An 11,844-nucleotide genomic window follows, 5' to 3' on the forward strand; every position below is an offset into this window, starting at 1 on the left:
AATTGGGCCAAAGAAAGGCGGGAGCAGGCCCCGCCCGGTCGATCGGTCGGTGATCAGTGTGTCGCCGCCGGCATGGCCACCATCCGGTGCATCTGCGCGATCAGCCCGGCGGTCGGTGCGGCGCAGATTTCGGCCAGCGTGTAGCCGTCGAGCGTCCGGTAGAACTGCTGCAAGGCATCGGCCAGCGCACCCCGCAGCCGGCAGCCGCTCCTGAGCACGCAGACTTCGCCTTCGCAGTCGATCAGCGCCGTCGTGCCTTCCATCTCGCGCAGGATCTGCCCGAGCGTCAGCGATCCGGCCGGCACGCCGAGGCGGATGCCGCCGCTGCGGCCGCGCGTGGCCGACACCCAGCCGAGGTGGACCAGCCGGTTGACGACCTTGACGAGGTGGTTGCGCGGTACGTCGAACTGCGCGGCGATCTCGGCGATGGTGACGAGGTCGCTGCGGTCGGGGTAGCTCAGGTACATCAGCACCCGGAGGCTGAGGTCGGTGTAGCGGGTCAGTTGCATGGCGCGGCCCAATAAGTTGCAAACATAATGCAACTTATGCCGGGCCGGCGCAAGGCGGGTCAGACCTGGCGGACTTCGACGCCCTTGGCGCGCAGTGCGGCAACGGTCGCCGGATCGGCCTGCTTGCCGGTGATCACCATGGCGATCTCGTCGGTACGCGCGAACAGCATGCCGCTGCCCTGACCGACCTTGCTGCTGTCGACGAGCACGACGAGCTTGCCGGCGTGGCGCACGACCTTCTGCTCCGAGAGCGCACTGATCAGGTTGTTCTTGAACAGCCCGTCGGCGGTCAGCCCGGAGCCCGAGGTGAACATCCAGTTGCTGCCGAACTGGCTGGCCTGATCGTCGCTGAGGCTGATCATGATGCCCTGGCTCGGGTCGTACTGGCCGCCCATCAGCACCAGGTTCTGGTGGCCGTGCTCGATCAGATAGCTTGCCAGCGGATAGTAGTTGGTGATGATCTGCACCGGCTTGCCGCACAGCTCCTGGCCGAGCAGGAAGGCGGTCGAGCCGCAGTTGATGACGACGCTGTCACTGGCGCGCAGCAAGGTCGCCGCGGCCACGGCAATCCGGTGTTTCTCGTCGTAATTCGGCCGGTCGGCGAGTTCGAGCGGCAGCCAGCGGCCGCGTTCGGCCGGCGAGACCCGCTCGGCGCCGTTGCGCACCTTGCGCAGCTTGCCCGCGGCGTCGAGCTTGTTCAGGTCGCGGCGGGCGGTTGCCGGCGACATGCCGATCTCGTCGATCAGCTGGTGGACGCTGACGAGCGGGCTGCGCTCGAGCAGCGCCAGAATGGCGTTGTGTCTTTGTATTTCGGTCATGATGTGACCCGTTCTGATCAGATTATGATCATACCTGAATCAATGTGATCGGCCTGTAGCCGAATCCGCTTGCGCAGTGGCAAAAGCCCCGCACAGGGCGGGGCTTCGGGACTTACAGGAACGATGTGTAAGGCAGGTCCGGCTCGATGCTGAAGCAGTCATCGAAGCCGCGCGGGTAGTGGTACTCCATCCGGTCCTTGTCGGCCGGGAAGGTGAACTTGCCGCCGACCTGCCAGATGAAGGGCTTGAAGCCGTATTGCAGCCGGTCCTTCTTCATGTCCCACAGCACGCGGATTTCCTGCGGGTCGGCCTGGAAGTTCGACCAGATGTCGTGGTGGAACGGAATCACCACCTGGGTCTTCAGCGATTCGGCCATGCGCAGGATGTCGGCGCTGGTCATCTTGTCGGTGATGCCGCGCGGGTTCTCGCCGTACGAGCCGAGCGCGACATCGATCTTGTGCTCGTTGCCGTGCCTGGCGTAGCCGTTCGAATAGTGCGAATCGCCGCTGTGATAGAGGTTGCCGCCCGGCGTCTTGAACAGGTAGTTGACCGCGCGCAGGTCCATGCCGTCGGGCAGCTTGCCGGCTGCGGTTTCGCCGGCCGGCAGCGTGATCAGCGCGGTCCGGTCGAAGGAATCGAGGGCGACGATTTCGACGTCCTTGACCCTGACGACATCACCGGGCTTGACGGTGATGCAGCGCCCGGCCGGCACGCCCCAACTGATCCACAGATCGACGCAGGCTTTCGGGCCGATGAAGGGCACGGTATCCGGACAGTTCTGCAGCACGGCGGCGGCGACGTTCACGTCGATATGGTCGTTGTGGTCGTGGGTCGACAGCACCGCGTCGATGTTCCTGATGCCGAAGGGATCGAGCACGAAGGGCGTGGTGCGCAGGTTCGGCTGCAGTTTCAGCACGCCGGCCATCCGCTGCATCTGGTGCTGCTTGTTCATCAGCGGCTTGGCGTGGGTGTGCTTGCCGGTGCCGCACCAGAAGTCGACGCAGATGTTCGCACCGCCTTCGGACTTGAGCCAGATGCCGGTGCAGCCGAGCCACCACATCGCGAACGTGCCCGGTGCGACGACTTCCTGCTCGATCTCTTCATTCAGCCAGGTGCCCCATTCGGGGAAGGTATTCAGGATCCACGATTCGCGGGTGATGCTGTCGATCTTGCTCATGGCGTATGTCCTCAGTCGGGTTTGGAAGGGTGATCGTGGCTTGGGATGCGCAGATCACGTTTGACTGATTGTGATCGTATTTGATTATATTTGATCGTGTCAATCGACGCGATCACGTTAGTTTTGCCGCGGAAGCGGCAGGGAGCCAGGGGGGCGCATACCTGCAGGCATGCGGTTCTCGCCGTTGTTTAATAAGGAATACCGGCGATAAGCGGGCGTTCCTTCCGGGCCATCGGGTAACAAATGACAACCGGCATGGCGAAGTTGATCGGGATCAAACAATCTGATCGAAGATGATTTTTACTGATTGTTTGTGATCGTATTGAGGCGTAGCTTGTGATCACAGCAATGACGTTGCCGTGGCGGAGGCCGATTCCGCCGCAGGTGATGCGGCCCAATCGTCGATAACCAGGAGTCCGGCTGCCATGAACGCCGCCTACAACATCTTCTACATCTTCTACAGCCAGGTGCTGTCGCGGCCCGAGTTCCTGCTCGGTCTTGTCACCATGCTCGGCTACCTGCTGCTGCGCAAACCGGCCGACGTGGTGATCAAGGGCACGATCAAGACCATCGTCGGCTTCATGCTGCTGCAGGTCGGTTCGGGCGTGCTGGTCAGCACCTTCAAGCCCATCGTCGCCAAGTTGTCCGAGGTCTACAGCCTGACCGGGACGGTGTCCGATCCGTACGCGGCGATGGTCGCGACGATGGATGCGCTCGGCAACAACTACGCCTGGGTCGGCTACACGGTGCTGTTCGCGCTGCTGCTCAACGTGCTCTTGGTGCTGGCGCGCCGGGTCACCGGCATCCGCACGGTGTTCCTGACCGGGCACATCATGTTTCAGGAAGCCGGGATCATCGTGGTGTTCTTCGTGCTGCAGATGCATACCGGCATGCTGATGACCGTGGCTTGTGCCTCGGTCATCACCGCGCTGTACTGGGCGATCGGCTCGAACATGATCTACAAGATGACCGACGAGATCACCGAGGGCGGCGGCTTCTCGATCGGCCACCAGCAGCAGTACGCATCGTGGGTCGCTGCCAAGTGCGCGCGCTATCTCGGCAACCGCGAGGACAGCGTCGAGAACCTGAAGCTGCCGGGCTGGCTGTCGGTGTTCCAGGACAATATCGTCGCCACGGCGATCATCATGACCGTGTTCTTCGGCGGCATCCTGCTCTCGCTCGGCATCCCCAATGTCGAGGCGATGGCCGGCAAGACGCACTGGACGCTGTTCATCGTCCAGACCGGGATGACCTTTGCCGTCGCCATCGTCGCCATCGTCCAGGGCGTGCGGATGTTCGTCGCCGAACTGACCGAATCGTTCGCCGGCATCTCGATGAAGCTGGTGCCGGGCGCCGTGCTGGCGATCGACTGTGCCGCGCTGTTCTCGTTCTCGCCGAACGCCGTGGTCTGGGGCTTCCTCTGGGGGGCGTTCGGCCAGCTCGCCGCCGTCGGCGCGCTGCTGCTCGTCGGCTCGCCGATCATGATCATCCCGGGCTTCATCCCGCTGTTCTTCTCGAACGCAACGATCGGCGTCTACGCCAACCACTTCGGCGGCTGGAAGGCCGCGGCCAAGCTGTGCTTCATCGCCGGGGTGATCGAGATCGTCGGCAGCGTCTGGGCAGTGCAGCTGTCCGGGCTGACGATGGGCCAGCTCGGCATGGGCGACTGGTCGACGATCTGGCCGATGTTCATGCAGGGCATGCACACGGGCTGGTGGTTCTTCGGCCTGACCCTGGTGCTTGCCGCGGTCTACATGTTCTTCGCCGGCCGCACGCTGCGCCGCGAGGAAGACGAAGCGGCCCGCCTCGAAAAGCAGGAAGCAGACATCCAACTGGCCGGGCAGAACGCCTGAGCTTATCCCGACGGGGCCGGCGATCCCGGTTCCCGCCTCTGACAGAAGGAGTTACATCATGAGTACGGTACGCGTCCTTTCGGTTTGCGGTTGCGGGCAAGGCAGCTCGATGATCATGAAGATGAAGATCGGCCAGTTCCTGACCGCGCAGAAGATCGATCACAAGATGCACAGCTGTGCGGTCAGCGAGGCCAAGGCCGAGTTCGCCAACTACGACATCGTCGTCGCCGCCGAACAGCTCGCCGCCAATATCGTCGCGCCGCAGGGCAAGCACGTGATCGGCGTGCGCAACATGCTGTCGGCCGCCGATTTCGGTCCGAAGCTGATCGCGGTGATCGACGCCCACTTCGCCTCGGCGAAGCAGGCCTGAGCCGGGAGCGCGCCATGAAACTGCGTGATTCCCTCGTCCGGCACGATTCGATCGTGCTGCAGGCCGAAGCGGCCAGCTGGCAGGAAGCCGTCGCCATCGGCGTGAAACGGCTCGAAGCCGCCGGCGTTGTCGACGACCGCTACTACCCGGGCATCCTCGCCAATGTCGAGGAACTCGGGCCGTATTTCCTGCTCGCGCCCGGGCTGGCGATGCCGCATGCACGGCCGGAAAACGGCGTGCTGCAGAACGGCTTTGCGCTGGTGACGCTGAAGACCCCGGTGGTGTTCGGCTCGCCCGAGAACGACCCGGTCGACATCCTGATCACGCTCGCCGCCGTCGACGCGAAGTCGCACAACGAGGGCGGGATCATGCAGGTCGTGGCGCTGTTCGACGATGAAACCAGTTTCGACCAGTTGCGCGCCTGTACCACGCCGGATCAGGTGCTGGTGCTGCTTGACGCGATCGCGGCCTGAATCCGCCGGCTGAACCCGCCGGCTGAATCCTTTACCCCTTTGATTTCAATCGCGCCGGGCCTTGCGCCCGTGCGCCAGGAGACCCTCATGTCCAAAAAACTGCCCATGCTGCAAATTGCCCTCGACAACCAGTCGATGGCCGATGCGTTCAAGAGCACCCGTCTCGTCGCCGAGCACATCGACGTGATCGAGGTCGGTACCATCCTCTGCGTCGCCGAAGGCGTGCGTGCGGTCGAGGAGCTGAAGGCGCTGTACCCGGACAAGATCGTCCTCGCCGACGCCAAGATCGCCGACGCCGGGCTGATCCTCTCGAAGATGTGCTTCGAAGCCAAGGCCGACTGGATCACCGTGATCTGCTGTGCCGACATCAATACCGTCAAGGGCGCGGTCAAGACCGCCAGGGAGTACGGCGGCGATGTCCAGGTCGAGCTGACCGGCTACTGGACCTGGGAGCAGGCCGAGGCGTGGAAGTCCGTCGGCATCGAGCAGGTCGTCTACCACCGCGCCCGTGACGCGCAGGCCGCCGGCCACACCTGGGGCGAAGCCGACATCGGCGCGGTGCGCCGGCTGGCCGAAATGGGCTTCAAGGTCACCGTGACCGGCGGTCTGGCGCTCGAGGACCTGCCGCTGTTCAAGGGCATCCCGATCAATGTGTTCATCGCCGGCCGCAGCATCCGCGACGCCGCCGATCCGGCCGCCGCGGCGCGCCAGTTCAAGCACACCATCGCCGAACTCTGGGGCTGAGATCATGGCCGGCATCCGACTCGGTATCTATGAAAAGGCGCTGCCGCTCGGCTGCGGCTGGCCCGAGCGGCTGGCGCAGGCGAGGGCGCTCGGCTTTGACTTCGTCGAGATCTCGATCGACGAGAAGGACGAACGCCTGGCGCGGCTGGACTGGAACGTGGCCGAGCGCCGCGACTTCGCCAACGCGGTGCTCGAATCCGGGATCAGGGTGCCGTCGATGTGCTTTTCCGGCCATCGCCGCTTCCCGCTCGGCAGCGAGGACGACGCGGTCCGCGCCACGGCGCTCGGGCTGATGAAGAAGGCGGTCGACTTCGCCGCCGATACCGGCATCCGGACGATCCAGCTCGCCGGCTACGACGAGTACTACCACGAAGGCAACGCCCGCACCCGCGCGCGCTTTCGCGAGGGGCTCGAGCAGGCCGTCGCCTGGGCCGCCGAGGCGCAGGTGATGCTGGCGATGGAGATCATGGACACGCCGCTGATGAACTCGATCAGCAAGGCGCTCGGCTACGCCGAGGCACTCGACAGCCCGTGGTTCCAGCTCTATCCGGACCTCGGCAACCTGTCGGCGTGGGACAACGACGTCGAGCTCGAGCTGCGCGCCGGCCACGGCCGCATCGCCGCGGTCCACGTCAAGGACACGCTGCCGGGCAGGTTCAAGAACGTGCCGTTCGGCGACGGCGTGACCGACTTCGTCGCCTGCTTCGGGACGCTGTGGCGCACCGGCTACCGCGGCGCCTACCTGATCGAGATGTGGAGCGGCGAGCACGCCGCCGACCCGCTCGCCGAATGCCGTGCCGCACGCGACTGGGTGCTCGGCAAGATGCGCGAGGCCGGCCTGCCGGTCGATGCCTGAGGAGATGGACATGGACGCACTGAAACGGCAGGTATTCGAGGCGAACATGGCGCTGCCGCGCCACGGCCTCGTCACCTTCACCTGGGGCAATGTCAGCGGCATCGACCGTGAACGCGGCTTGATCGTGATCAAGCCCAGCGGCGTGCCGTATGAAACCATGAAGGTCGAGGACATGGTCGTCGTCGATTTCGACGGCAAGGTCGTCGACGGCCATTACAAGCCGTCGTCGGACACCGCGACGCACCTGGCGCTGTACCGCGCGTACCCGGACGTCGGCGGCGTCGTGCATACGCACTCGACCTTCGCCACCTCGTGGGCGCAATCGGGTTGCGCCATCCCGGCACTCGGGACGACGCACGCCGATTACTTCCACGGCGACATCCAGTGCACGCGGGCGCTGAACGACGCAGAGATCGCCGGCGACTACGAGCTGAATACCGGCAAGGTCATCGTCGAGACGCTCGGCGCCGAGCCGCCGCTGCACCGGCCCGGCATCATCGTGTTCCAGCACGGGCCGTTTGCCTGGGGCAAGGATGCGATGGACGCGGTGCACAACGCCGTGGTGCTCGAGGAGGTCGCACGGATGGCGCACCTGTCGCTGACGATCAACGCCCACCAGCACCATATGGACGCGGCCTTGCTGGAAAAGCACTTCAGCCGCAAGCACGGCCCCAAGGCCTACTACGGCCAGAGCTGATCACGGCCACCGGCCGCATCTACAAAGGAGAAAACCATGCAATCCTTCGATATCGCTTTCCTCGACGAAGCCGGCATGCACACCCGTCCGGCGGCGCGCCTCGTCCAGGTCACCAAGCAGTTCGGCTCGACCGTCGTCGTCAGCAAGGGCGACAAGCGCGCCGACGGCAAGAACCTCGTCAAGCTGATGGGGCTTGGCGTCAACCAGGGCGACATGATCACCGTCGAGGCCGACGGCGCCGACGAGGCCGCCGCGCTGGCCGCGGTGAAGGTGCTGCTCGACGAGATCAACGCGAGCTTCCATGGCTGACATCAGACTCGTCGCCTTTGACCTCGACGGCACGCTGCTGACGAGCCGGCAGACGATTCCCGACGACGCGCGTGCGGCGATTGCCGGCGTACGCGCGCGCGGGATCGACGTGATGCTGGTGACCGGGCGCCATCACGTGATGGCCTATCCGTACCACCACGCGCTCGGGCTCGACACGCCGGCGATCTGCTGCAACGGCACCTACCTGTACGACTATGCCGGACGCGACGCGATCGTCAGCCGGCCGCTGTCGGCAGAGACCGCCGGCGCGCTGGTACGCTGGGCGCGCGACGAGGGGCTGCACGCGCTCGTTTATGTCGACGACGCGATGGTCGCCAAAAGCTACGACGCCCACCTCGACCGGCTGCGCGAGTGGGCGAACGATCTGCCCGATGCGGTCCGGCCGACGATCCGCCTTGCCCGTGGCGATTTCGGGAACGAGATCGCCGGCGCAAAGCGGATCTGGAAGCTCGTCGTCTCGCACCCGGAACCGGCGTGGATCGCCGACAGCATCGCGCGGCTGCCTGCAGGGCTGGCGCTGTCGTGCGAGTGGTCGTGGCGCAACCGCGTCGACATTGCCGCCGCCGGCAACAGCAAGGGCGCGCGGCTGGCCGAATACGCGGCGATGCGCGGCTGGGCACCGGAGAACGTGCTGGCCTTCGGCGACCACATGAACGACATCAGCATGCTGCGCTGGGCCGGCACCGGCGTGGCGATGGGCAATGCCGAGGACGAGGTCAAGGCAGCGGCCGACCTCGTCACCGGCAGCAACGACGACAGCGGCATCGCGTCGATGCTCGGCCGGCTGCTGCCCGGCTAGCCGCGCACTTCGGCGATCGCGTCGTCGATCAGCCGGCGGGCGATGCTGGCCTGCGCCGGCAGTTCGGGCAGCGCGTCGATGTCGAACCAGCGCGCATCCTCGATCTCGCCTTCCTGCGGGACGATGTCGCCGCCGACGTAGTCGGCGTGGAAGGCCAGCATCAGCGAGTGCGGGAAGGGCCAGCTCTGGCTGGCGAACCAGCGCAGCCCGTTGATGGTGACGCCGACCTCTTCCATCGTCTCGCGGTGCACGCACGCTTCGAGCGTTTCGCCCGGTTCGACGAAGCCGGCGAGCGCGCTGTAGACGCCGGGCTTGAAGTGCGGCGAGCGCGCCAGCAACAGCTCGCGGCCGCGGCGGATCAGCACCATCATCGCCGGTGACACGCGCGGGTACATCCGGTGCGCGCAGGCCGGGCAGATCGCCGCGGCCTCGTGTTCGGCGACCTTGGTCGCGGTGCCGCAGCGGCCGCAATGGCGGTGGTCGCGCAGCCACGACAGCAACTGCCGCGCGCGCGCCGAGATCCAGAACGCGTCGTCGCCGAGCCGGCCGTACAGCGCCCTCAGCCCTTCGAGTACCAGGCCCCCGGCCACCGGCCCGTCCGCGGCGGCCCCGCCATCGGGCCAGGCGATCAGCCGGCACGGCGTGGCGCCGAGATGGCCGATCAGCACGTCGACTTCGGGTGTGCCGAGCGATGCCAGCGCGGCCAGTGCCGGCAGCGTCGCGTCCGCCGTCACCAGATGCCGGTCGCCGACGATGGCCAGACACAGCGGCTCGGCCGCCGGCAGTGCGGTCGAGAAGCACGGGGTGAAGTCGGGCGGCAGCATGTTCATCGTGTTGTCGGGGCGGGGGCAAAGAGGGAAATCATACGCCCGGCGTCGGGCGACCGCTGCCGGGGCGTACCCGGCGCGGCCGGCAAACCCCCGCCGGCTGGGCGCGCCGGCCGTCGCGCCCGTTGCGACCGGCCCCAGCGGGGCGCATCCGCGCGCCTGCCGGCACCGTTGCACCGGCTTTGTGCCCGGCGGAAAGTGCCCTCGGGGCGTTCGCCGCGTGTGTGAACGGCACTCAGAGCGCGGCGCGTGCACGCACGGTGGCGAAGTCGTCCTCGTTGTTCATCTCGCCGTTGCGGTAGACGGTGCGCAGCACCGGTTCGCCGAGTGCCGCGTCGGCCGGGCCGGTCACGTAGTGGCCGTGCGCGTCGCGGTAGAGCATCAGCCGGCCGGGCTTGGACGTCTTGCCCGGGTCGGTCACCGGCGCCTTGTAGACGTCGCGCCATTCGCCGTCGATGCGGATCGCCGAGGTTTTCAGCGCCCAGCGCAGGGTGTCGCGGTTCATGTCCTGCAACAGTGCGCCGCCCATGCCGAAGGCGAGGTTGTCGGCCGAGAAGCCCGCGGTCAGCAAGGTATCGAGCACGTGGCGGATCGACGCCTCGTTGACGCCGTCGCCCTGGATCAGCCGCACGTGCCTGAGCACCTTGTAGCCCTTGCGGTTGGTCGTCGTGCCGAAGCGCGCCGCGAGCAGTTCGGCGCACTTGAGCACCACCGACGCCGGATCGCCCGAATCGGGGCGGATCACCAGCGTTGCGCCGCTGCGGATCACCGCGTCGCGCAGCGTCTCGCCCCACATCGCGTCGACGGCGTGGAAGATGTCGTAGCTGTCCGACACGCAGGCGAATACCGCGCCGGGCGTGCCGAAACGCGCGAGCATGTTGCGGTAGGCGGCCAGCTCGCCGTTGCGGCCCCAGGCGGTGATGGTGCTGTGCTCGGCCGCCGGGATCGAGAATCCGGCCATGGCCTCGTCGTAGTAGCGCCGCGCGGCGAGCAGCGCCAGCACGGTGTCGGTGCCCTGGAAGTTGACCAGGTGCGCCATGCCGCCGAGCGCGGCGGTCTCGCTGCTCGATGCGCCGCGCGCGCCGAAGTCGTGCAGCTTGAACGGCAATTGGCCGTCGACGTCGTCGGCGCTGCGGATCAGCGCCGCGCGGATCGTTGCCTTGATCGCCCGGCTGCGCGTCGCCACCGTTGCCGGATACCAGACGCGCAGCCATAGCGACTCGAGGTAGGAGCCGAGCCAGAACAGCGCGGGGTCGGTCGATTCGACCGTTGCCAGCACATTGTGTGTCGGGATCACCAGCCCTTCGGGCGCGGCCTTGATCTCGAGCGGCAGGCAGCCGCCGTGGACGTCGACGATGCGCCGGAACGCCGCCTCGGCGAACGGCTCGCCGTGCGCGGCAAACAGCGCGGTGGCCTCGTCGACCATGCCGTGGGTGACCGGCGCGGCGAGGTATTCGCGCAGGATCGCCTGCAGGCCGAACCAGACCGTCTCGGGATACGCGCCGCCGCGCGATTCGATGTAACCGAACAGGCCGTTGGCGCCGGGCGGGTACTGCAGGAAGTGGCTGGCCTTGTACGAATCGGTGTTGAGCAGCAGGTTGGCGGTCAGGCGGTCGGACATGGCGGCTCCGGTTGAGGTTGACGGCGCGGGGCTCAGGCCGGCGAGAGCGCGATGAACCAGTAGTGGCCGTGCCGCTGCTTCTCGCCGGTTTTCACCTGCAACGGCGCGGCAAAGCGCGGCGCGTCGAGCACCAGCGTATGGTATTCGCCGTTCTCGCCGCAGACGTCGACGCCGGCCCGGTCGAGGTCGGCGACCGTCTGCGCGTCAATGATGCGGCCGAGGAAGTCCGGCCCCAGCGCCTCGTTGCACGAGACGATCATCGTGCGGATGCCCGACGCGATCATCTCGCCGACCAGCGCCCGGCGGTCCTGCTGCCACAGCGGCAGCAGCGCGGTCAGGCCGGTGCGCTCGCAGACCATTTCCTCCCAGTCGCGGTGCGCCTGCAGGTCGATGTCGCCGAACACGGCGGCCTCGGCGCCGAACTCGTCGCGGGCGCGCGCCAGCCGCAGGATGAATTCGGCCTCGTAGTCGGACCAGCTGGCGTCGCCGGTGATCAGCGGCACGCCGAGCGCGGCAGCCTGCTGCCGCAGCAGCACCGGCGGAATGCCGTGCGAGCGCGAACGTTCGCCGCTCTCGTCGAGCATGGTGATCAGTGCGGCCGGCCGGTGGCCGGCGGCGACGGCACGGTGGAAGGCAAGGCAGCTGTCCTTGCCGCCGCTCCACGAACCGACAATGGGGGGAAGGGTGGGGGAGTGGGACGGAGTCATCCGGCGATGATACGCCCGGTGCCGGACGACTTATACCGGTTTGCGGGCCGCAGGCATCGCCGG

The 11,844-nt window shown here is 66.7% G+C and carries 14 protein-coding genes; 8 read left to right on the plus strand and 6 right to left on the minus strand.

Features of this window, described 5'->3' with window-relative positions:
* Positions 1-53: 53 nt before the first annotated feature.
* The 3 genes from BJP62_RS11995 to ulaG all read right to left on the minus strand — a co-directional run bounded on the left by BJP62_RS11995 (position 54) and on the right by ulaG (position 2,504).
* A complete protein-coding gene (locus tag BJP62_RS11995; protein WP_070529880.1) occupies positions 54-509 on the minus strand; it encodes an Rrf2 family transcriptional regulator in 456 nt (151 codons plus the stop codon).
* Between the two features lie 59 nt (positions 510-568).
* Positions 569-1,327, minus strand: coding sequence for an HTH-type transcriptional regulator UlaR (gene ulaR / locus BJP62_RS12000; RefSeq protein ID WP_070529881.1), 759 nt, complete (start codon positions 1,325-1,327; stop codon positions 569-571).
* A gap of 112 nt (positions 1,328-1,439) precedes the next feature.
* Entirely contained in the window at positions 1,440-2,504 is a 1,065-nt protein-coding gene (gene ulaG / locus BJP62_RS12005; RefSeq protein ID WP_070529884.1) for an L-ascorbate 6-phosphate lactonase, read from the minus strand.
* Between the two features lie 425 nt (positions 2,505-2,929).
* On the opposite strand from ulaG, the gene ulaA reads away from it, so the two are divergent.
* The 8 genes from ulaA (at position 2,930) to BJP62_RS12045 (ending at position 8,626) form a co-directional block, all read left to right on the plus strand.
* Positions 2,930-4,357: a PTS ascorbate transporter subunit IIC gene (gene ulaA, locus BJP62_RS12010; RefSeq protein WP_070529886.1), complete on the plus strand. Its 1,428-nt coding sequence runs from the start codon at positions 2,930-2,932 to the stop codon at positions 4,355-4,357.
* 58 nt (positions 4,358-4,415) lie between these two features.
* Positions 4,416-4,727: a PTS L-ascorbate transporter subunit IIB gene (locus BJP62_RS12015; RefSeq protein ID WP_070529888.1), complete on the plus strand. Its 312-nt coding sequence runs from the start codon at positions 4,416-4,418 to the stop codon at positions 4,725-4,727.
* A 14-nt stretch (positions 4,728-4,741) separates the two neighbouring features.
* Positions 4,742-5,200 carry a PTS ascorbate transporter subunit IIA gene (ulaC, locus tag BJP62_RS12020; protein WP_070529890.1) on the plus strand — a complete coding sequence of 153 codons (459 nt, stop codon included), beginning with the start codon at positions 4,742-4,744 and terminating at the stop codon, positions 5,198-5,200.
* Between the two features lie 87 nt (positions 5,201-5,287).
* Positions 5,288-5,944: a 3-keto-L-gulonate-6-phosphate decarboxylase UlaD gene (locus BJP62_RS12025; RefSeq protein WP_070529892.1), complete on the plus strand. Its 657-nt coding sequence runs from the start codon at positions 5,288-5,290 to the stop codon at positions 5,942-5,944.
* A gap of 4 nt (positions 5,945-5,948) precedes the next feature.
* The gene (locus BJP62_RS12030) at positions 5,949-6,800 is read left to right on the plus strand and encodes an L-ribulose-5-phosphate 3-epimerase (protein ID WP_070529894.1); all 852 of its coding nucleotides are present in this window, start codon (positions 5,949-5,951) and stop codon (positions 6,798-6,800) included.
* Between the two features lie 10 nt (positions 6,801-6,810).
* Positions 6,811-7,497 (plus strand): L-ribulose-5-phosphate 4-epimerase, encoded by a 687-nt coding sequence (locus tag BJP62_RS12035; RefSeq protein WP_070529896.1) that lies wholly within the window; start codon positions 6,811-6,813, stop codon positions 7,495-7,497.
* A 36-nt stretch (positions 7,498-7,533) separates the two neighbouring features.
* Positions 7,534-7,806, plus strand: a complete 273-nt coding sequence (locus BJP62_RS12040) for an HPr family phosphocarrier protein (RefSeq protein ID WP_070529898.1) — start codon at positions 7,534-7,536, stop codon at positions 7,804-7,806.
* Entirely contained in the window at positions 7,799-8,626 is an 828-nt protein-coding gene (locus BJP62_RS12045; protein ID WP_070529900.1) for a pyridoxal phosphatase, read from the plus strand. Before BJP62_RS12040 ends, BJP62_RS12045 begins: the two co-directional genes overlap by 8 nt.
* Here the strand turns inward: BJP62_RS12045 and nudC are convergent.
* From nudC to BJP62_RS12060, 3 genes are all read right to left on the minus strand, one after another.
* Positions 8,623-9,456: an NAD(+) diphosphatase gene (gene nudC, locus BJP62_RS12050; protein WP_236943605.1), complete on the minus strand. Its 834-nt coding sequence runs from the start codon at positions 9,454-9,456 to the stop codon at positions 8,623-8,625. The two genes, BJP62_RS12045 and nudC, sit on opposite strands and share 4 nt — an antisense overlap.
* Before the next feature lie 232 nt (positions 9,457-9,688).
* Positions 9,689-11,074, minus strand: a complete 1,386-nt coding sequence (locus tag BJP62_RS12055) for a nicotinate phosphoribosyltransferase (RefSeq protein WP_070529902.1) — start codon at positions 11,072-11,074, stop codon at positions 9,689-9,691.
* A 32-nt stretch (positions 11,075-11,106) separates the two neighbouring features.
* Positions 11,107-11,781, minus strand: a complete 675-nt coding sequence (locus tag BJP62_RS12060) for a diphthine--ammonia ligase (protein WP_070529904.1) — start codon at positions 11,779-11,781, stop codon at positions 11,107-11,109.
* Positions 11,782-11,844: the final 63 nt, after the last annotated feature.

Origin of the sequence: Jeongeupia sp. USM3, from assembly GCF_001808185.1 — a bacterium.
Lineage (GTDB): Bacteria > Pseudomonadota > Gammaproteobacteria > Burkholderiales > Chitinibacteraceae > Jeongeupia.

What these genes read in the sequence shown, in the direction of transcription:
- ulaG (WP_070529884.1), bottom strand. Translation starts at nt 2,504, where the DNA reads ATGAGCAAGATCGACAGCATCACCCGCGAATCGTGGATCCTGAATACC.
- BJP62_RS12055 (WP_070529902.1), bottom strand. Translation starts at nt 11,074, where the DNA reads ATGTCCGACCGCCTGACCGCCAACCTGCTGCTCAACACCGATTCGTAC.
- BJP62_RS12015 (WP_070529888.1), top strand. Translation starts at nt 4,416, where the DNA reads ATGAGTACGGTACGCGTCCTTTCGGTTTGCGGTTGCGGGCAAGGCAGC.
- BJP62_RS12035 (WP_070529896.1), top strand. Translation starts at nt 6,811, where the DNA reads ATGGACGCACTGAAACGGCAGGTATTCGAGGCGAACATGGCGCTGCCG.
- ulaC (WP_070529890.1), top strand. Translation starts at nt 4,742, where the DNA reads ATGAAACTGCGTGATTCCCTCGTCCGGCACGATTCGATCGTGCTGCAG.
- nudC (WP_236943605.1), bottom strand. Translation starts at nt 9,456, where the DNA reads ATGAACATGCTGCCGCCCGACTTCACCCCGTGCTTCTCGACCGCACTG.
- BJP62_RS12045 (WP_070529900.1), top strand. Translation starts at nt 7,799, where the DNA reads ATGGCTGACATCAGACTCGTCGCCTTTGACCTCGACGGCACGCTGCTG.
- BJP62_RS12025 (WP_070529892.1), top strand. Translation starts at nt 5,288, where the DNA reads ATGTCCAAAAAACTGCCCATGCTGCAAATTGCCCTCGACAACCAGTCG.
- ulaR (WP_070529881.1), bottom strand. Translation starts at nt 1,327, where the DNA reads ATGACCGAAATACAAAGACACAACGCCATTCTGGCGCTGCTCGAGCGC.
- ulaA (WP_070529886.1), top strand. Translation starts at nt 2,930, where the DNA reads ATGAACGCCGCCTACAACATCTTCTACATCTTCTACAGCCAGGTGCTG.
- BJP62_RS12030 (WP_070529894.1), top strand. Translation starts at nt 5,949, where the DNA reads ATGGCCGGCATCCGACTCGGTATCTATGAAAAGGCGCTGCCGCTCGGC.
- BJP62_RS11995 (WP_070529880.1), bottom strand. Translation starts at nt 509, where the DNA reads ATGCAACTGACCCGCTACACCGACCTCAGCCTCCGGGTGCTGATGTAC.
- BJP62_RS12060 (WP_070529904.1), bottom strand. Translation starts at nt 11,781, where the DNA reads ATGACTCCGTCCCACTCCCCCACCCTTCCCCCCATTGTCGGTTCGTGG.
- BJP62_RS12040 (WP_070529898.1), top strand. Translation starts at nt 7,534, where the DNA reads ATGCAATCCTTCGATATCGCTTTCCTCGACGAAGCCGGCATGCACACC.